The sequence below is a fragment of the Saccharopolyspora sp. NPDC049357 genome (assembly GCF_040677225.1).
In the GTDB taxonomy this organism is placed as follows: domain Bacteria; phylum Actinomycetota; class Actinomycetes; order Mycobacteriales; family Pseudonocardiaceae; genus Saccharopolyspora.
In genome coordinates, this window is sequence record NZ_JBFAQJ010000007.1 from 73,188 (window position 1) to 91,579 (window position 18,392).

Annotated in this window: 16 protein-coding genes; 7 read left to right on the forward strand and 9 right to left on the reverse strand. The window is 67.8% G+C overall.

The window, feature by feature from the left end; all coding sequences use genetic code 11:
* Positions 1-72: 72 nt before the first annotated feature.
* Positions 73-1,026 carry an NAD-dependent epimerase/dehydratase family protein gene (locus AB0J91_RS08355; protein WP_363865416.1) on the reverse strand — a complete coding sequence of 318 codons (954 nt, stop codon included), beginning with the start codon at positions 1,024-1,026 and terminating at the stop codon, positions 73-75.
* 352 nt (positions 1,027-1,378) lie between these two features.
* Between AB0J91_RS08355 and AB0J91_RS08360 the strand changes: the two genes are divergently transcribed.
* Positions 1,379-1,600 carry a hypothetical protein gene (locus AB0J91_RS08360; RefSeq protein WP_363865418.1) on the forward strand — a complete coding sequence of 74 codons (222 nt, stop codon included), beginning with the start codon at positions 1,379-1,381 and terminating at the stop codon, positions 1,598-1,600.
* Positions 1,601-2,094: 494 nt separating this feature from the next.
* Here AB0J91_RS08360 and AB0J91_RS08365 read toward each other — a convergent pair whose 3' ends face one another.
* Together AB0J91_RS08365 and AB0J91_RS08370 are read right to left on the reverse strand one after the other, a co-directional pair.
* Complete coding sequence (locus AB0J91_RS08365; RefSeq protein WP_363865420.1) at positions 2,095-3,195, reverse strand: glycoside hydrolase family 172 protein; 1,101 nt, start codon at positions 3,193-3,195, stop codon at positions 2,095-2,097.
* A gap of 11 nt (positions 3,196-3,206) precedes the next feature.
* Positions 3,207-4,694, reverse strand: coding sequence for a glycosyltransferase family 39 protein (locus AB0J91_RS08370; protein WP_363865422.1), 1,488 nt, complete (start codon positions 4,692-4,694; stop codon positions 3,207-3,209).
* Between the two features lie 182 nt (positions 4,695-4,876).
* Here AB0J91_RS08370 and AB0J91_RS08375 point away from each other — a divergent pair, with 182 nt between their 5' ends.
* From AB0J91_RS08375 to AB0J91_RS08385, 3 genes are all read left to right on the forward strand, one after another.
* Positions 4,877-5,110, forward strand: coding sequence for a hypothetical protein (locus AB0J91_RS08375; RefSeq protein WP_363865424.1), 234 nt, complete (start codon positions 4,877-4,879; stop codon positions 5,108-5,110).
* 10 nt (positions 5,111-5,120) lie between these two features.
* A complete protein-coding gene (locus tag AB0J91_RS08380) occupies positions 5,121-5,942 on the forward strand; it encodes an MBL fold metallo-hydrolase (protein ID WP_363865426.1) in 822 nt (273 codons plus the stop codon).
* A gap of 110 nt (positions 5,943-6,052) precedes the next feature.
* Positions 6,053-6,295, forward strand: coding sequence for a hypothetical protein (locus AB0J91_RS08385; RefSeq protein ID WP_363865428.1), 243 nt, complete (start codon positions 6,053-6,055; stop codon positions 6,293-6,295).
* Here the strand turns inward: AB0J91_RS08385 and AB0J91_RS08390 are convergent.
* The 4 genes from AB0J91_RS08390 to AB0J91_RS08405 form a co-directional block, all read right to left on the reverse strand.
* On the reverse strand, positions 6,292-6,708 hold the full coding sequence (locus tag AB0J91_RS08390; RefSeq protein WP_363865430.1) for a DUF6292 family protein: 417 nt from the start codon (positions 6,706-6,708) through the stop codon (positions 6,292-6,294). The two genes, AB0J91_RS08385 and AB0J91_RS08390, sit on opposite strands and share 4 nt — an antisense overlap.
* A gap of 464 nt (positions 6,709-7,172) precedes the next feature.
* The gene (locus tag AB0J91_RS08395; RefSeq protein WP_363865432.1) at positions 7,173-7,877 is read right to left on the reverse strand and encodes a DUF2071 domain-containing protein; all 705 of its coding nucleotides are present in this window, start codon (positions 7,875-7,877) and stop codon (positions 7,173-7,175) included.
* Between the two features lie 237 nt (positions 7,878-8,114).
* Entirely contained in the window at positions 8,115-8,573 is a 459-nt protein-coding gene (locus AB0J91_RS08400) for a DUF2243 domain-containing protein (RefSeq protein ID WP_363865434.1), read from the reverse strand.
* 177 nt (positions 8,574-8,750) lie between these two features.
* The gene (locus AB0J91_RS08405) at positions 8,751-9,326 is read right to left on the reverse strand and encodes a hemerythrin domain-containing protein (protein WP_363865436.1); all 576 of its coding nucleotides are present in this window, start codon (positions 9,324-9,326) and stop codon (positions 8,751-8,753) included.
* Positions 9,327-10,674: 1,348 nt separating this feature from the next.
* On the opposite strand from AB0J91_RS08405, the gene AB0J91_RS08410 reads away from it, so the two are divergent.
* From AB0J91_RS08410 to AB0J91_RS08420, 3 genes are all read left to right on the forward strand, one after another.
* On the forward strand, positions 10,675-12,177 hold the full coding sequence (locus AB0J91_RS08410; protein ID WP_363865659.1) for a glycoside hydrolase family 32 protein: 1,503 nt from the start codon (positions 10,675-10,677) through the stop codon (positions 12,175-12,177).
* Between the two features lie 237 nt (positions 12,178-12,414).
* Positions 12,415-13,176, forward strand: coding sequence for a DeoR/GlpR family DNA-binding transcription regulator (locus AB0J91_RS08415; RefSeq protein WP_363865438.1), 762 nt, complete (start codon positions 12,415-12,417; stop codon positions 13,174-13,176).
* 245 nt (positions 13,177-13,421) lie between these two features.
* The gene (locus tag AB0J91_RS08420; RefSeq protein WP_363865440.1) at positions 13,422-14,879 is read left to right on the forward strand and encodes a sugar porter family MFS transporter; all 1,458 of its coding nucleotides are present in this window, start codon (positions 13,422-13,424) and stop codon (positions 14,877-14,879) included.
* A gap of 242 nt (positions 14,880-15,121) precedes the next feature.
* Here the strand turns inward: AB0J91_RS08420 and AB0J91_RS08425 are convergent, their stop codons facing one another.
* Together AB0J91_RS08425 and AB0J91_RS08430 are read right to left on the reverse strand one after the other, a co-directional pair.
* Positions 15,122-16,543, reverse strand: a complete 1,422-nt coding sequence (locus AB0J91_RS08425) for an NAD(P)/FAD-dependent oxidoreductase (protein WP_363865442.1) — start codon at positions 16,541-16,543, stop codon at positions 15,122-15,124.
* Entirely contained in the window at positions 16,540-18,363 is a 1,824-nt protein-coding gene (locus AB0J91_RS08430) for a DUF3556 domain-containing protein (RefSeq protein WP_363865444.1), read from the reverse strand. Before AB0J91_RS08430 ends, AB0J91_RS08425 begins: the two co-directional genes overlap by 4 nt.
* Positions 18,364-18,392: the final 29 nt, after the last annotated feature.

The window sequence follows — 18,392 nt, forward strand, 5'->3', positions numbered from 1 at the left end:
TGCAGCGACTCGTAAACACAGGTGGAAGACTTCCTCCTTGGTGCACAAGGAGAATTCGCCGCGACCAGGTGATCACGCGGCAGCGGGACGGGCAGCGAACCAGTCGATCGTGCGGCGCAGTCCCTCGACGACGTCGATCTGGGGCCACCAGCCGAGCCGCTGCGTCGCGATGCTGATGTCCGGGCATCGGCGGCTCGGTTCGTCGGCGACGGCAGCGGAATGACTGATCGGCGAGGAAGTCCCGGTCAGCAACCGCACGAGCTCTGCGATCTCGAGCACCGTCATCTCGTCGGGCCGGCCGATGTTGACCGGTTCGGTGCGATCACCTGCCGCCGCAGCCAGCAGTCCGCGCACCGTGTCGTCCACATAGCACAGTGAACGCGTCTGGCTGCCATCACCGTTGACGGTGATCGGATCGCCGGCCAGCGCTTGCGAGACGAAGGTGGAGACCAAACGCCCGTCAGTCGGCCGCATTCCAGGGCCGTAGCTGTTGAACAGCCGCACGATGCGGGTGTCGACCTCCCGATGCGCGCGGTAGCAGGACGTCAGCGCCTCGGCGTAGCGCTTGGCCTCGTCGTAGACCGCGCGCGGGCCAACCGGATTGACGTTGCCCCAGTAGTCCTCGCGCTGCGGGTGTTGCAGCGGGTCGCCGTAGACCTCGCTGGTGGAGGCCAGCAGGAACCGCGCGCCGGTGCGCTCAGCCAAACCCAGCGCGTGCGCGGTGCCGTGGCTGCCCGCCTGCAAGGTCTCCACCGGCATCCGCAGGTAGTCCACCGGTGAGGCGGGAGAGGCCAGGTGCAGGACGAGATCGACTTCCTCTGCGTGCCAGGGTTCGCGGGAGATGTCGTGTTCGACCAGTTCGAACCGGGGATCCGACTGCAGTTCCCGGACGTTCTCGACTCCGCTGCTGCTGAAGTTGTCCAGGCAGTGCACCACCGCGCCGCGACGCAGGAGCTCCGCGCACACCGGCGCTCCCAGGAATCCTGCGCCACCGGTCACCACAGCGCGTTCGAACGCCCACGACACCGCGACCACTCCCCTCGTCCCGCCGATCGCTCACCGGAGTTCCCCCACCTTTCCGGTCGGCAAACCTTCGCCGGCGGCGGTCGACGGGAAGGCGGGCGACATCAGACTTGATTTCAGTCACCACTGACGCCACAGGTCCATTCGAACAGTGCCCCGAACGAGGTTTGACCCGCAGCAGGCGCGAGGGAGTCTTCCGCGCTCCGCCATGCAGCACCGTGCGCCGGGGTTCCAGGTTCTCGCCGCACGTCCCCGAGGCGGTCACCTCCTGGGCACCGCGTCCGGGTCTCAAGCTCGTGCGGCGATGTGCCGATATCACTCCACACCCACAGCGCCGGGGCAGGACGGTGACACCATGGCTGAGAACTTCTGGGACGCTCTCGTGGCCGACGTCTGGTATGCCGACAGCAGTCGCCCCGGCGCGAACCCGGTCCTGACCTCGATCTGGTTCGACGTCCTGGTAGCCGAGAACGGCCACCTCGCGGTCGGCGCCGTCCTGAGCGACACGGCTCCTTCCACCCGTTCCACTGATGCGATCGCCACCCACGCCGCGCACGTCGGCACACCCGCGACGTGATCCCGCCGCGTCAACACGCGACACCCGCGCCGAGAGGCGTCGGCCACGCGACCGGAGCTTTCTGGCGGGGTCAGCATCACCCCTGAGCCGTCCTCGCAGAAAGGACTCGCGAGCGCATCAAGTGGAGATCAACCCCGGAGCGCTCCCGTCGCCGGTAGGCGAACCGCGATCGCCCTCGTCGATGCTGGCACTCCCCTCGACCCGCAGGCGGTGCGCGCCTTCGTACTCCATGAGCGCTCGAGCATTGCTGATCGCCACGGTCTGGCTGGTGCTTCGCGCGCACGCCTGAGTACCGCCCGGCGTCAGGACCTGCCAGGTTCCCTCGGGATGTCGGCACACCCGCCACGTGCACATGCCCTCCGAGTTCCCCTTGCCGTGGACCACTATTCACGCCAGGAGGAATCCACTCCAGAGTGTCCACGCGCGCTCAGGGCCACCGCACGTGCGCCCCGTCGGCGAAGAACGGCTCTCGCTTCGTCGCCGCTCCCGGGTGCCTATGCGCGGCCGCCCAGGAGTTTCCGCATCCGAGCGTTGAGCCGCCGGGGGCCGGGCCGCTCGTGCTGCTGGACGGGCAGTGGCGGGAACGGGGTGTGCGGTTCGGTCTGGTACCAGAACGCTGTCGTGGCGATGTCGGCGTCCACCAGCGGCAGGTAACGCCGGCCCGCCTTCCACCCGAGCGCTTGGACGGTGACCCGCAGCTCGCGCTCGAAGCAGATCGGGTCGCGCAGGTGCCAGCGGTACATGCCGAACCGCTGGTGCGGCCGGTAGATCTCGTGCGGCGGCAGCACCTGGTGCAGGCCCAGCTGGGCCGTCGAGTAGGGCACGTAGCGACCACCCAGGTCGAAATTCCACGCTCCGCCGAAGTAGTCCTCCGTGCCGGTCCCGCAGATCGTCGGGTGCTCCCGGTCGCCGTCGAGGTAGAACTTGACCTCGCCCTCGCCCCACCAGCCCGGCGCGCCCGGCCGGATGGCCAGGTAGGTCCCCACGTACCGGCCGGTGCCGCCGACGCCGTCGAGGATCGTGTGCACCGCTGGATCGCCGAGCGGGTTGCTGCGCCGCCAGCTCGCGTGGAAGTGGGCGAGCCGCTCGGGGAGGTCCTCCTCCTGGTAGGTCACCTGGTAGTAGACCGGAACGCCGCGGCGAGTCGTGTTCTCCAGCGTGATTCGGGCGCGGCTGCGGAACGGCATGGGCCAGTAGCTGTTGAACCCGCCTCCGGGGGCGACCACCACGACCTCGGAATCGACCAGCGCGAGTTCCTCCCACCCGTTGCAGAAGAAGTCGCCGAGCGGCACTTCAACGGACGGATCTCCTTCGTCGTCCCAGTACATCCGCAGCACCAGCTTCCGCACGCTGGGCACGTCGGTGGTCAGCCAGATGTGCTGGATCACGCCGGGACCGGCGACGTCGGCCAGCGTCGCGGTTCGACCCGCGGCCAGCTCGATCGAGGGCGAGACCTTCCACCCGGCGCCCAGCTCGCGGGCCGCCGAGGCACCGGTGCCCTCGACCGCCTGCGCTCCCCCGCCCTTCGCCCCGGTCGGGTTCTCCGGGGAGACCGACCGCGTGCGCATGTTCGGCAGCTTCCAGAGCTCGTCCACTACGCCTCCCGTCACGGCTCGTACAACCATGGCCAGATCTGGTCCCACGGGGCAATCCGGCCTTCGCAGAACCAGATCGGAACCTGGGTGTTGATGCCCGGGTAGCCGAGCCCGCCCCGCCAGGTCGTGAGCTCGCGCGTGCTGCGGAAGTTCGCCCGCAGCGGCCCGGGATCGTCACCGACGAACAGCACGGCGTCCGCGTCCGGTGGCGGACCGAAGAACCAGTAGCCGCGGTGCGGGCTGCGCGCCGGGGGCAAACCGCGTTCCCGGCCGTACCGGTCCAGCGCGCTGGCCTGCCAGTAGTGGCCGGTCACCACGGGCGTACCGCCCCGCACCGGCAGGCGCTGGTGCGCGCGGGAGACCGCGTCGGCAAGTCCCGGCCATCCCGCGCTGCCGCGCACCGTCGGCGCGGCCACAGCCCCCGGCAGCAGTCCGGGAACGACGAGCAGCAGCACCGACAGCACCGCCGAGACCGGCCACACCACGCCGATCATCGCGGCACGCCGCCCTGTCGCGGCGGTGCGGCGCAGGAGTTCGACCGACCCGGCTGCGAAGCACAGCGGGAACAACCCGGCGCAGTAGTAGTAACGGCCTCCGCTGACCAGGAACGTCACCACGACCGCCACGCAGGCCCAGCCCAGGAACCGGTACTCGGCCAGAGCCGCCGACCGCAGCAGCCGCCACAGGCCGTAGACGAAGAGCACCGCACCGGCGAGCACCCCGGCGACCAGCACGGTCAACGGCACGAACGCCAGCGGCCCGCTCGCGGTGGCCGCCGTCTCCTCGCGCACCGCTCCCACCAGCCGCAGCTGCGGCCAGTGGTGCCGGTGCTGCCAGCTCAGGTACGGCACCATCGCCAGAATCGACAATCCGGCGCCCGCCCAGAGCGCGGGCCGCCGGAACACCTCCCGCGGACCGATCAGCACCGCGGCGAGGAAGCAGGCGGCCCACAGCACCACGATCAGGTACTTCGCCTGCACGGCAACGGCACCCGTGACGCCGATCAACAGCAGCGAAAGCCCGTCCCGCAGGCGCACCCACCGCACGACCAGCCACGTCGTGACCGCCCACGCGAGCGCATCCACCGCCTGGGTCTGCAGCAGGCTGCCGCTGTCCAGCGTCTGCGGGGAGATTGCGTACGTGGCCGCGGCCAGGCTCTGCGCCCCGCGTCCGCCCCCGAACTCCCGCGCGAGGAGACCGGCGATCAGCACGCCGGCGACCGCGGTGAGGACCGCGGGCGCCCGCACGCCGAGGCGCGAACCGCCGAGCGCGGCTTCCGCGATGCGCGCCAGCAGGGGCATCAGCACGGGCTGGTCGGCGTAGCCCCAGCTCAGGTGGTGACCGGCAGCGAGCAGGTACAGCTCGTCGCCGTACCACTCGCGAGACCAGCTGAGCCATGCGAGCAGCACGGCTAGGCAGCCCGCGATCGAGGCGAACCGGGACCACGCCACCGGCGGCCGCGGGGCCGGCGCGGGGTGCTGCGGTCGGAGCGAGTCCACCACCACGCCCTACCCACGGCCGCACCGATCCCATGCGCGCTGCTCATCCGCGGGCTGCGCGGTGATGCGCGCCGTTCGACGGAGCCGGAGACCGCGGCCGGGGACTCACCACACACGAGCGGGATTGAACGGCCGGTGCGCACGGGTAACCGGTGAGAACCAGCGTCCAGGGCGGAGGAACCATGTCCAGCACGCCGATGATCGGCCGTTGGCGGGGAGACCCGGGAGAACCTGAACAACCGGAACAGCCCGCCAGCCCGGACAAGCCGGCGGCACCGAGCAAGCCCGAGTTCCCGAACAAGCCGGAGAACCCGGACGGACCGCAGGCACCCGACCCGGAGCAACCGGACGCCCCGGAGCTCCCGGACGCGCCCGAAGGCCCCGGGGAGGACCGCACGTCCTCGCAGGTGGGATGAGGAGGCACGGATGCCCGGGGGAACTGCGGGAAGCACCGCGGAATGCGCCGTCACGTTCGTGGGCACCGCGACCACGCTGCTCCGGCTCGGGCCGTTCAGGCTCCTCACCGACCCGAACTTCGTGCGGCGAGGTCAGTGGATCCACGTCGGGCACGGCATCGTCACACGGCGCCGCACTAATCCGGCGATGACGATCGAGGAACTTCCCGAGTTGGACGCCGTGGTGCTCTCGCACCTGCACGGAGATCATTTCGACCGCGTTGCGACGCGGGAGCTCGACCGGGCGTTGCCCATCGTCACCACACCTCACGCAGCGGGCCGGCTGCGCAAGCGCGGTTTCGCCGAGTCGGTGCCGATGCCGCGGTGGAGCGAGTGGTCGACGACCAAGGACGGTGCCCGCCTCACGATCACCTCGCTGCCGGCCCTGCACGCGCGCGGGCTGGTGGGAGCCGTCGCGCCACCGGTCATGGGGACGTTGCTGGACTACGAACGGCCCGGGCACCACCTTCGGCTGTACCTGAGCGGGGACACGGTCCTGCACGACGAGCTCGTCGAGATCCGACGTCGGTGCCCGGACATCGACCTCGCCGTCGTGCACCTCGGAGGAACGCGGATCCTCGGCCACTTGATCAGCATGGACGGCTGGGAAGGCGCCGAGCTCGTGGAGCTGCTGCGCCCGCTGCAGGCGCTCCCGGTCCACCACGATGATTACGGCTTGTTCACCTCGCCGCTCTCGGAGTTCCAGGTCGAAGTCGCCCGCCGCGGAATTCCGGGCGTGGAATGCGTGGTCCCGGGCATGACGCTCGACGTTCCCACGCGCGAGACCGCGTGAGCCCGGTCCCCGCTCGGAGGCTCGGACTTTCGGTCGCCGCACGAGATGGTGTACCGCAACCGTGGGGGCTCTCAACCCCCTACGCCGCGAGCGGTGCGTGTCCGTCCAGAGTGGACACCTACCTCGCGGCGGGAGTGGCGGAGGACGACGTCGAGGACTGGGTGCCGGCCGCGTCGGTCCTGCACTCCAACGGTGACGGCCTCGACATCGCCGTGCGCCGAGGGCGCATGGTGGGTGTGCGCAGGCGCGAGCACGACCGCGTCAACCGCGGAAGGCTGGACCCGAAGGACCTCTTCGGATGGCAGGCCAACCACCACCCCGGCGCCGCGCGCCTCGCCGATAGCCAAATCTAGTCGTTTTCACGGTCGAGGAATCGCACGAGCCGCATCTCCAGATCGTCACTGGCGTTCGGCAGCCGAAAGGTGGGAGCGGTCAAGGTGCCAGGATTCCTGCCACGGATTGCATCCCGAAGAAATGCCTGCACCACTTGAGGGTTCGGCAGGATTTCCTCGCCCAAGAATTCCAGCGGGGTCGTATCGCCCATCCCGTCCGTCTCCACCCGCAGAGCCCACCCGCTCACCTCGTCCCAGGTGAGCAACAGCGGCGAATCCATCAGCGTCGGCACACGTGTGTTCATCAGAATGAGCACCGTGGCCAAACCACCGTCGACGTTGACGTCGATCTCGTCGACCTCGTCGGCCAGGTCTTCGGCAACACAGCGGACGTAGTAGACCAGACCGCCAACCGCAGGACTTGCCGTATCCATCGCGTACCCCCAACTACGAGTTCGTTCGGTTACCTTTCATCCACTTCTCGGACGAGAGTGCGGGTCACAACGCAGACATACAGAGTCGCTGAAGCTAGCGCGCCCGCACTCTGGGATCACACGAACAGGGTTGCCCGAACTCGCGAGCTCGATGGTCAACACACAGCCGGCGCTGCGCGGAGGTGGCTGAAAGGTCGCCGGTGACGGTGCCAAGTTCACGTGCAGCGGCAATGCAACGCGATCGAGGAGGCGTGTTCGCAGCTCCGCCACGACGGAGGTGGAGCAATGATCACCCACGGTCTTGCCGGTCAGGTGCAGGACCGGCGACTCCCTGGAAACGACGTTCATGGGCGACGAGCCTGAGCCAAGATCCACGCAGCGCTCCGAGAAGCAACTCTCGGGCCCATTGCCGGTGGAGGCGCTGAGCGTCGGCGTGCAAGGAGGAGCTGTGTGAGCGCTCGCCCTCATGCGGGCGTGGGTAGACCGAAGCGGGAATTGACCCCGGAGGCGCACAGCACGCTGGTGATGCGCCGGGCAGGCGTGGGGCCCGGCAGACCGCTGTGGGTGAAGTCGAGGAGTTCAGCTGAGTGCAGGCGCCACGGCTCGTGCTCCAGTGGCAGGTGCAAGGTGAGCCCGTACCAGGTGAACAGCAGGTGCCAGCGGGCCGTGAGGAACTCATCCAGCGGCGTGGGCTCCACCGGCTTCCCGGCTCGGACCCGGAAGTCCATCGCGGTGCCCGACCGTTGCGAGCGAAAGCCCAATTCGTGCCCGCTTGCCGCGCAGGAAGACCTCGCCCACCGGTAGGGCAGGCCGCCGAGGGTGCTCGCGGCCAGCACGGCCGGGCTCGACGCCTCCATCGTCAGGAACACCAATCCACGGCGTCCCCGACGGTCGATGCAGTAGGTCCGCACGTTCAGCTCGACGAGCTCTCTCAGCGGGGGAACAACAGGAAAACCCAAGACGCGCACGCTCGGCATCCGCAGGGCGACGACACCAATCCACGCGCTGCCGTCGAAGGTGTCAGGCTGAGTGCCGTCCGGCACGTGCGGAAGCACCTCTTCCGGAGCACACGGCCAGTGCAGGAAGACCACATCGCGCCACACCTGATTGGTGACAGGCACGCGCACGCGATGCGGCGGATTCTCCGTCACAGGTTCGACCACGGTCACCTCGCCTCGGTGGAGCAGCCGCACGTATCAAAAGCCGTACCAGACGGTGAGGGTGATCGCTCGAAGGATTCCGACGCCAGTTGGCGCCGCGATCCTGCGCGGCTGCGTGCTGACCAAGGTCCGCGCCCAACAGGGCTTTGACACCACCCGACGGGCAGGTGTCGCACCTTGATCCGCGTTCGTGGCAACCGGAGCCCTCCGTGCGGGCACATCGTTCGACATCGGAAGGCCCTACGCTCAACGCTCCAGGCCACGAGCGCGGCCCAACAAGGAACCGCCCACGATGAGAAAGATGCCCAGTGCGAGGAATCCGAGGTCGTAGGCCAGTTCATGCGTACCCGGGCGCACGTGGTGGATGCCGAGCAGTTGGTGGTTCACGAGGCCCTCGGCGAGGTTGAACCACCCCCACCCCGCAAGCATCCAGCCCACGAGCCGGCGTCCCGCACCGGGCGACGACTCGACGGCCGAACTCGCCAGCAGGCCGATGCCGACGAGAACGGCCAGCAGGCACGCCAGGTGGAAAAGGCCGTCCGCAACCATGTTGATCCGCGTCGCAGAGGCGGATGGATACCATCCGGAAAACATGTGATGCCATTCCAGCAATTGGTGCGCAACGATGCCGTCCACGAACCCGCCCAGGCCCGCTCCCAGCACCAAACCCGCCCACGTCCGCATCACCGGGGTTTGACGGCACATTCGCACCTTCCTCGCACTACCGCGCCGCTGACAGGAACGCTGGCCACCGCGGGGAGCGCGGCACGCGCCCCCTCACTCGAGCAGCGCCCAAGAGCGCCGGCCGCAGGAAAACGTGTTCGCCGAGAGCGGCGGTCCCCGGCGGGAACGCTTCACGTTCCAACGGTGGGCGTCAAGTCATCACCGGGAGCTGAGTGCGTCCTTGACGCGGTCGACCATGGCCGCGAACGGACCCGTCAGCGCCTGGGCGGCCGGGGAGCCCGCAGCACTGGGGTGCGGATGGGTGGGCGCCATGCTCTCGACCGCTTGCAGCCGGGTTCCCATGCCGCGCAGCTGGTCCTCTCCGCAGCCCCGCCGCAGGGCTGGGAACTCCTCCTGCTCCTCGTGCTCAGCGTGCTCGATCACGGAACGCTCGAAGGAGTCGAGCTTGGCGGCGAAGTCCAGGTCGGAGACGTCCATCTTCTCCAGCTCGGCGAGGACGTGGTTGGCTTCCTCCTCCTCGTGGTTGCGGGCATCGGCCTCCCCCTCGCCGACCGTCTGCTTGGCCGTGGGCCGCACGACAATCTCCTCGGCGGTCTCGTGGACCGCCAGCAGGGCCCGCAGCTCGTCGAACCGCTGCTTCCTCTGCTCACCTTGCGCGTTCTTGACCTCCGCGAACAAGTCGCGGATCTCGGCGTGCTGCTCCAGCAAGATACGAACCACATCACCCTCGGGAAGCCTCGCGGCTTCTGCTCGTTCGGCCTGTGCACTGCTCACGGCACTGCCCTCCGGAATTCCGGTGTATGTCGAACTGGCCACCCAGGCATAGCCCCGGCCGAAGGGCAATAAACAGCACACGGCCAAGTCGTGCGCGTGACGCCCACGGCGTCCCTGCCGGTGACGCTGGCCGTGAGCCCGCCAAGACACCACTCAACCCGACCGACCCCCATACCGACCGCTCCATGCTTCTCACCTTCGTCATCTCACTTCCCGGGTCTGTCTGGGCGCTGAACCAATCGCACAACAAACCCACGGCTACCTCACTTGACCTATCTGGGACACGACGGTCGGCAAGCCGTGGTCCGGTCATCAGGGTCATCCCTCAGGAGGGGGTGGCTTCTAACGTCGTGCCAGATCCGGAGCCCGTCCGGCGGCAGTCGCTCACGGTGACCATCTACGGCAGCTCGACGGACCGCGCGGCTGCGGTTTCTCACCGGGAAGCTGTACGGGCTTGGGGTGCGGAAAACATCTCGCAACACCGGTCCGCTCTGGGGCCTCGGCGACCGACCGTCCGCAACGGCGGCTCAGCGGCGGGATGGGACCTGCGGCGACGGCCGGGCAATGATCCTGATCAGCAGCAACCGTCGGCAGCGCCGGCCCCAACCACGTTCTGCGGCACCCGCATCGACCGCCTCAGATCGCCTCCTCGCCTCAAGCGCCCATCTGCAGTACTGGGCGCAGCCATCGCAACATCTCGTCCGCCGCACCAATAGGTCGAGCTGCCCGGTACTGCTGGTGTTGTCCAGCGATGTGCGCAGCCCGAGCCCCGCCCAGGAGCTCACCCTGAGTCGGGCCCGGTGACGCCCGGTTTGGTCAATCGGCCGACCATTCACGCGGCCGGAGTTCGGCGTGAGGGTGCACGTCTAACTCCGGGTATGCCGAATCCGGTCGGCACTGAAACTTTCATCGCGGTGATCGAACCCTTGACAATACGGCAACACAGGGCAAAATCAGGCAACACCAAACACCAACCGGAGGCAACCAGGCATGCGCGGAGCGGAATGCCGGAATCGGGCGCGACGCGACGGACGCATCGATGCCCTGGCGGCTGCCGCCGACTTCGGGGTCTCGCCGGACACCATCCGCGGAGACTCCGCACTGGAGAATCAGGGCTGCCGGCATGACCGCGCGGCTGCCGGGCACCTCGCCCGCGCCCGAGATACAGCTCCGCCCACACCTGGAGCTCTCCTCGTCCTCCTCAGAACCACTTCCTCACCGGAAGTTCCGCCGCACCTCCCCGAAATCGGGGTTGGTGATCCCTGTCCGGATCCGGGCAGTGCGTGATGTCCATGAAACTCGGAGCAAAGGAGCACCCGTGGCCAATGTGGACGATCAGAGACCGTTAGTGCTGGGGCGTCGCGGTTTCCTCGCCGCGACCGGCGCGCTCGCCGGTTTGGGCGCGCTACATACCATCGCAGGTGGAGGGGTCGCCTCCGCGGCCGAGACCCCTCAGTGGAGGCCGGCGGTTCGATTCGCGCCTGCCCGCAACTGGATGAACGACCCCAACGGGTTGGTGCACTTCCAGGGCGAGTACCACTTGTTCTTCCAGTACAACCCCTACGGCGACCAGTGGGGCAACATGTCCTGGGGCCACGCGGTCAGCTCCGATCTCGTGCGCTGGCAAGAACTCCCGGTAGCGATGGAGCCCGACGAGCTCGGCGACATCTTCTCCGGTAGCGCCGTGGTCGATCAGAACGACAGCAGCGGCTTCTTCGGCGGCCAACCGGGCCTGGTCGCGCTCTACACCAGCGCGGGCGACACCCAACAGCAAAGCCTCGCATACAGCAGCGACCGAGGCCGCACCTGGACCAAGTACACCGGCAACCCGGTCATCCCGAACCCGGGCGTCCCCGATTTCCGCGACCCGAAGGTCTTCTGGCACTCCCCGACCAACCGCTGGATTCTGCTTGTCGCCGCCGGAGACCGCATCCACATCTACGGCTCGACCAACCTCGTGGAATGGGAGATGCTCAGTGAGTTCGGTGCCGACCACGGCTCGCACGGCGGTGTGTGGGAGTGCCCGGACCTGTTCGAGCTGCCGGTGGACGGCGGGCCCACCCGCTGGGTGCTGATCGTCAGCATCAATCCCGGCGGTCCGGCCGGAGGCTCGGCGACCCAGTACTTCCTCGGTGACTTCGACGGCACCACCTTCACCAGCGACGGCGCACCGAACGACGTGCTCTGGGTGGACCGCGGCTCGGACTTCTACGCACCGCAGTCGTTTTCCGACGTGCCGGACGGTCGGAGGCTGTGGCTGGGCTGGATGAGCAACTGGAACTACGCCGGCGAGATCCCCACCGACCCGTGGCGCGGCACGATGACCACCCCGCGTCAGCTGTCGCTGACCGCAGCCGGCGGCAGCGTCCAACTCGCCCAGCAGCCGGTCGACGAACTCGCCGCGGTGCGCGCCAACCGCCGCGCCTGGAGCGGTATCGTCTCCGACGGCCAGACCCCGGAATTCGCCGGGACCGCCTTGGACCTCGTCGCGAACTTCCAGCTCGGTGCGGCCGAAACGGTCGGCGTCGACGTCTTCGCCGGACCGAACCACCGCACCCGCATCGGCTACGACCTCGCCGCGCAGGAGCTGTTCATCGACCGCACCCAATCGGGCACCACCCAGGTCAACAGCACGTTCCCCGCCGTGCACACGACCCCGCTGACCGTCTCCGACGGCGTGCTGCCACTGCGCATCGTCGCCGACCGCAGCGGCGTCGAGGTCTTCGCCGCGGGCGGGCGGGCCGTGCTGACCGACGCGGTCTTCCCGGACGACGGTAGCGACAAGGTCCACCTGTTCGCCACGAACGGCCAGGTGCAGGCCGACATCGAGGTCTTCGACCTCGCACCCTGACGCCGAACGGACCGGGTGGGCGGCGAGCACGCCGTACTGTGCTGGGCTTGGTGGTCGTGGCGACACCGCCTCGCCCGCGCAGGACTGGTCCGCACTCGCCACCCACCCGTGGTCACTGGCCATTCGCGCAGGTGAGCATCCATCACACCCTCAGGGCCGCACCCGCCGGCCGACGAGCAGCACCCAGTTACCCAGACCGAATCGGGCTTATCACGAGGGCACCGGAAGGGAACAGGCATGTACGGCGCAGAGCGTCAACAGCTGCTGGCGCAGCAGGCGCGCACGGACGGGCGGATCGATGTCACCGCAGCGTCCGAGGCCCTGGGGGTCGCGCCCGAAACCATTCGGCGCGATCTCGGCGCTCTGGAACGGCAGGGCCTGGTTCGCCGGGTGTACGGCGGCGCGGTGCTGCTGGAGCGGCTGGATTTCGAGCCCGAGGTGAATCAGCGGGACCAGACCCGCTCCGAGGAGAAGGATCGGATCGCACGCGCCGCGCTCGACCTGGTGCCTCAGCGCGGAACGATCCTGCTGGACGCCGGTACCACCACCAACCGGTTGGCGGCGTTGCTGCCGCAGGACCGGGAACTGACGATCGTCACCAACTCGCTGCCCGCTGCCGCACAACTCGCCGCTCACGGCCACACGAACCTGCACATGCTGGGCGGCCGGGTCCGAGGCACCACGCTGGCGACGGTCGAGTCCTGGGCGCTCAACGTTCTCGGCGGTGTGACCGTGGACGTCGGCTTCTTCGGGACGAACGGTTTCTCCGCCGCAGGCGGGTGCACCACACCGGACACCGCCGAATCCGCGGTCAAGACGGCGATGATCCAGGCTTGCCGACGTCGCGTCCTGCTCAGCGACCACAGCAAGTACGGCGACGATCAGTTCGCCCGGTTCGCCACGCTCGACGAGATCGACGTCGTGGTGACCGACAACGGTCTTGACGAGCAAGCCGTGGGTGAACTCGGCGAAGCGGAGATCGAGTTGGTGCTCGCGTGATTGCGCCGCTCATGCCCATCGAGCTGGGCCGCTGCCGTAGTGCGTTGCAGCGCATCCAGGTTCGGCCTCTCGGACGAACTCCGGGCCATCCGTCACACCGGGTGTGAACAAGACCCGACGAACCGCACGACCCGACCACATCCTCCGGTCGCCCTGCTACCCGGGCGTCGGTTCTTCCCGGCGTTCGCCGCACAACGACAGCCGCGCTGGGATCGCTCACAACCACTTTCAGGAAGGTACCCGGCATGATCAACCCACCAACCCGGACGGGCGAACCCGCCCCGAGATCCCTGGCACTGCGCAGCGCCGTCATCGCAGCGCTCGGCGGCCTGCTGTTCGGCTTCGACACCGCCGTGATCTCCGGCACCACCGACGCGTTGCAACAGGTGTTCTCCCTCAGCGCGGCCGGCCTGGGCTTCACCGTCGCGACCGCCCTGATCGGCACCATCGTGGGTGCCGCCGCGACCGGTATCTGGAAGCCGGCCGACCTCTACGGGCGCAAGAAGGTCCTCTACGCGATCGGAATCCTCTACCTGGTATCCGCACTCGGTTGCGCCTTCGCTCCCGACTGGGTGTCCTTCATGGTGCTGCGCTTCGTCGGCGGAATCGGAGTCGGCGCTGCCGCCGCGGTCGCACCGATGTACAACGCCGAGGTGTCCCCGCCCACGAACCGCGGGCGCATGGTGGGACTGTTCCAGTTCAACGTCGTGCTCGGGATCTTGCTGGCCTACCTGTCGAACTACGTCTTGCTCGAACTGGCTCCGGAGGCGACGGCGTGGCGGTGGATGTTCGGCGTCCAAGCCTTGCCCTCGCTCGCGTTCGTGCTGCTGCTCGCCCTGGTCCCGGAGAGCCCGCGCTGGCTGCTGAAGGTGGGACGGACGACCGAGGCCGACCGCGTGATCGCCGCCCTCACCTCGGACCCGAACGAGGCACGGCTGGCGCGCGAGGAGATCGCCGAGGCGCTCGAAACCGACGACGGCAAGCCTCGCGCCAAGTTCTTCAGCCGACCGCACCGCAAGATCATCCTGCTCGCGTTCGCGATCGCCGCGTTCAACCAGCTGTCCGGCATCAACGCCGTGCTGTACTACGCCCCCTCGATCTTCAAGTCGGCCGGGATGGGGGAAAGCGCGTCATTCCTCAGCAGCGGCGGCGTCGGGCTGATCAACCTCATCTCGACGATGCTCGCACTGCTCGTGATCGACCGGCTCGGACGGCGCAAGCTGATGCTCATCGGGTCGATCGGCTACCTCGTGACCCTCGGCCTTCTCACCGCCACCTACCTCAGCCAGGGAGATGACTTCTCCGGAACGGCCAGCCTGTTCGTCGTGGTCATGGTGATGCTGTTCGTCGCCGCGCACGCCTTCGGCCAGGGCGCCGTCATCTGGGTCTTCATCGCCGAGATCTTCCCGACCTCGATCCGAGCCCGCGGACAGGCGTTCGGCTCACTGGTCCACTGGGGATTCGCGGCCATCATCTCCTGGATCTTCCCGCTGCTGGCCGACACCGTCGGCGGTGCGATGGCCTTCGCGTTCTTCTTCATGTGCATGGTCGGCCAGCTCGTCTGGGTGCTGCTGCTGATGCCGGAAACCAAGGGCGTCCCGCTGGAGAAGCTCAAAGCCGCGCTCGGCGTGCAGGACGGTCCCGAAGCTCCCACGGACTCCGGACGACCCCAGTCCAACGCCACCTCCACCTCGCCCCACTGACCTGACCGAACAGGGTGATCTGCCGAGCACCTGCCGTCCCGCCGGTGTGCACTGCGCCAAGTGTGGTGTTCCTGCCGGGCAGTACTGCCGCGACGGGACGCGAGGCTCCTGGTGGGTCGCCCGGTTCCATCGTCCCCGCCGGGACGCGGCCGACCTTGACCGCGTCCTGGCGTCGCGGCGTGGAAGTGCGGGTAGCCGACGATTCGCAGGCACCGACTGAGACCAAGACGGATTCCTCCTGCTCAGCTGCGTTTGTCCAGGTAGCTGAGCGCTGCGTTGGCCGCGTGGAATCCGCACATCCCATGTGCCCCCGGCCCTGGCGGCGTCGCAGCCGAGCAGATGTAGGTGCCCGGCAGTCCCGCGCTGTACGGGTTCAACGTCGGACGTGGCCCCAGGATCAGCTGGTTCGCGTTCTTCGCACCGGTGACGATGTCCCCGCCAACGTAGTTCGGGTTGTAGGCGGCCATCTCCGTCGTCGTACGTACGGCCATGCCCACGATGCGGTCGCGGAAGCCGGGCGCAAACCGCTCGATCTGCGCGATGATCGCCTCGGTCGCGTCCCCGGTGTATCCGTTCGGGACGTGGGCATAGGTCCACAGCGGGTGGACCGTGCCGACCGATCTCTGCGGATCAGCGAGATATTGCTGGCCCACCAGGACAAACGGTCTTTTGGGCATTCGTCCGTGGTAGACGTCCCGTTCGTTCGAGGCGATCTCGGCGAAGCTGCCTCCGAGATGGACGGTACCCGCCCGTCGTGCATCGGCGTTGAGCCAAGGAACCCCGTCTTGGACAGCGAAATCCACCTTGAAGGCCGCGGGGCCGTGGCGGAATCGTTCGTATGCACGCTTGACACGTCGCGGCAGGCGGTAACCCGAGATGTCCGCGACCGCACGCGGTGCGAGGTCGAAGAGGGTCACGTCCGCAGGTGGCAGCTGCGATGCGTCCGTGATGGTGATGCCCGTCTCGATATTGCCGCCGAGGTCCGAGAGCAGCGAGGCGAGAGCACTGGTGATCGATTGCGACCCGCCGGCCGCCACGGCCCACCCGTATCGATGTCCGGCCGTCAGGATGCCCAGACCGATGGCTGAACTCAGCGGTCGATCCAGCGGCTGGAACGCATGGGCCGCGACCCCACCGAACAGGGCCCTCGCTCGCTCGGTGGCGAAGCAGCGGGCGAGGGCTGACCCGGGGAGAAGCGTGGGGCCGCCGAAGCGTGCCAGCCGGAACGGGTGCTTCGGCAGTCCCAGCATCGGCCCCATGATGTCTTCGGCCAGCAAGTCGTACCCCGCCGATGGGCGCTGGAAGAGAAGTCGCCACCGGCCTTCGTCCGCGCCGAGACCGCTCGCGGTCTGCTCGACCGATCGCCGCAGGACGCCTGCGTCCCCATCGTCGAGCGGATGCACGCAGTCGATCTCCGGCCACCGCCACGTCAGCCCGTAGCGCTCCAGGCCCAGGCTGTTGAGGAACGGCGAGCCGACAGCCATGGGGTGGACCGCCGAGCAGTGGTCGTGCAGCAGCCCGGGCAGGATCGCCTCTCCGGACCGCGTGCCACCGCCGATCTGATCAGCGGACTCCAGAACGGTCACCTGCACCCCGGCCCTGGCCAGCGTGACGGCGGCGGCGAGCCCGTTCGGCCCGCCACCAACCACGACCGCCGTGCTCATGCTGTGGTCCACTGGCCGTCGGTGTTCCGGTCCGGAACGCTGGAGTGCCGCGCCGAGGTCGTCCGGGAGGAACGTGACCACGTCACCTCCAGCGGAATCGGCCCGTTGGGAAGCCACGGCTGCTCGCGCACGGCGTCTGCCACCTTCCACGTCCCCCGCTCGATCACGCCCATCGCAGCATCGATGACCTTGTAGCGTTGGACCTTGCTGTGGATCGCCTGTGATTCAACCCAGACCACGATGAGCTCTCCCGGTTCGAACTGGCACTGCTTCTGCACCGCGGCGAGCAGGTCCTCGTTGTGCAGGTGACCGTCACCGAAATTGAACCCGATCAAGGAGTTGCACGCGAACTCGGCCTCGCGCACGGTCCAGCGGTCAATGTCGGGAATGTGCTTGTACAGCAGGGAGAACAACCCACGCCCCTGACTGTGCATCGATCGCCATCCGACGGTCTGCTGCATGGTGATCTCCGCTACCTCGGGCGCGTAGCCCATCTCCTTCAACTGGTCGATCTGGTTCGTCGCGGGTCGTTTCACCGCGTTGAGCTTGGCCTCTGCACCCGGAGCGAACGCCCAAAGAGCCGACGCCCAATTGCCGGCGTACTGACGCATCGAGGGCAGGAACGACACCAGATCCGGTCGCAGGTTTCCCAGGATCGGGAAGAACACCAGGCCCGCGACGATCCCGGCTGCCAACCACGGCGACGACATGTCCCACACGGCGTAGCCCTGCCAGTTTGGGAAGCCGAGGAACAGGAAGACCGCAGCATAGGAGAACAGGATGTTCCACTCCAGTGGCACCGCCAACGGGAACGTGGAGGTGATGAACAGGTGGAACAGCACCATGAGGACAACCGCACCCAGCGTCACCCAGTAGTTCGTCGAGAACAGAAGAACCAGCGGCGTGGCGATCTCGACAAACGTACCACCAACGTGAGCCATGAATTTCGCCAACGCTGATGGGCGGATATCGCGCGGGAAGTCGCGGTAATGTGCGCGTTTGAACCATCGGCTGGGAATGCAGGGACTGTTGCTCACCATCGGTGGAACGACGTTGGAAAAGTGCCGGCCGAACTTGGACGCACCGGCCCCGACCCACACGCTCACGATGAGCAGCTTGAGCGCAATCAGCATGTCCCCGAAGGGCAGGATCGCGAAGAAGACCATCGCGGGCAGGTACTGCTCGCTGCGCGCGGCGATGAAGACGATCTTGTCGCGTAGCCCGAGGAGAACCAAGAGCACCAACGCCGTGATCAGAGGCGCCGCACTGACCAACCCCGTGGTGTTGCCAGGCAGCACAGCCGACAGCGAGTCGTTCGGCACCCCTGGCCGCACGATCGAGGCACTGAGCGCTGCCAGGAAGCCGATGTAGAGAAGGACGTCGAAGACCGTTCGCCGGTCACCTGACGTGAACGGAACGCGCCGCCACGGCCTCAAGCGGATCGTGCCTGGTCGGGCCCAGAACAGCAGTCCACCAGTCATGGGTTTGAACTTCCCGGCGAGAGGGCCCCATGACCCCGCGACGCCGACCGCCTCGAGGAGCACCGTCCACAAGAGGAACTTCTGGTAGACGATCGGCTCGGCCCACCAGCTCATCACGTCCCAGAACGGGCCGAGACCGGATGTCCACGTTGCCACCGATGTCCCCACGATGAGGTAGACAAACACCAATTTGAGGATGTAGGTGGCGTGGATCATCTTCGGCGATCCGAATCCGTACTCGACCCAGTGCAGGGCCAGTGTCTTCATGCGCTCCCGCAACGGTTTATCGAGAAATGTCTCGACATCAACAGGCGGGAAATCAGCCGTCTTAAACCCCATCATCAACTCCTTCGGTGGCGTGGGGATAG

What these genes read in the sequence shown, in the direction of transcription:
- AB0J91_RS08380 (WP_363865426.1), top strand. Translation starts at nt 5,121, where the DNA reads ATGCCCGGGGGAACTGCGGGAAGCACCGCGGAATGCGCCGTCACGTTC.
- AB0J91_RS08415 (WP_363865438.1), top strand. Translation starts at nt 12,415, where the DNA reads ATGTACGGCGCAGAGCGTCAACAGCTGCTGGCGCAGCAGGCGCGCACG.
- AB0J91_RS08390 (WP_363865430.1), bottom strand. Translation starts at nt 6,708, where the DNA reads ATGGATACGGCAAGTCCTGCGGTTGGCGGTCTGGTCTACTACGTCCGC.
- AB0J91_RS08420 (WP_363865440.1), top strand. Translation starts at nt 13,422, where the DNA reads ATGATCAACCCACCAACCCGGACGGGCGAACCCGCCCCGAGATCCCTG.
- AB0J91_RS08360 (WP_363865418.1), top strand. Translation starts at nt 1,379, where the DNA reads ATGGCTGAGAACTTCTGGGACGCTCTCGTGGCCGACGTCTGGTATGCC.
- AB0J91_RS08430 (WP_363865444.1), bottom strand. Translation starts at nt 18,363, where the DNA reads ATGGGGTTTAAGACGGCTGATTTCCCGCCTGTTGATGTCGAGACATTT.
- AB0J91_RS08400 (WP_363865434.1), bottom strand. Translation starts at nt 8,573, where the DNA reads ATGTGCCGTCAAACCCCGGTGATGCGGACGTGGGCGGGTTTGGTGCTG.
- AB0J91_RS08425 (WP_363865442.1), bottom strand. Translation starts at nt 16,543, where the DNA reads ATGAGCACGGCGGTCGTGGTTGGTGGCGGGCCGAACGGGCTCGCCGCC.
- AB0J91_RS08375 (WP_363865424.1), top strand. Translation starts at nt 4,877, where the DNA reads ATGTCCAGCACGCCGATGATCGGCCGTTGGCGGGGAGACCCGGGAGAA.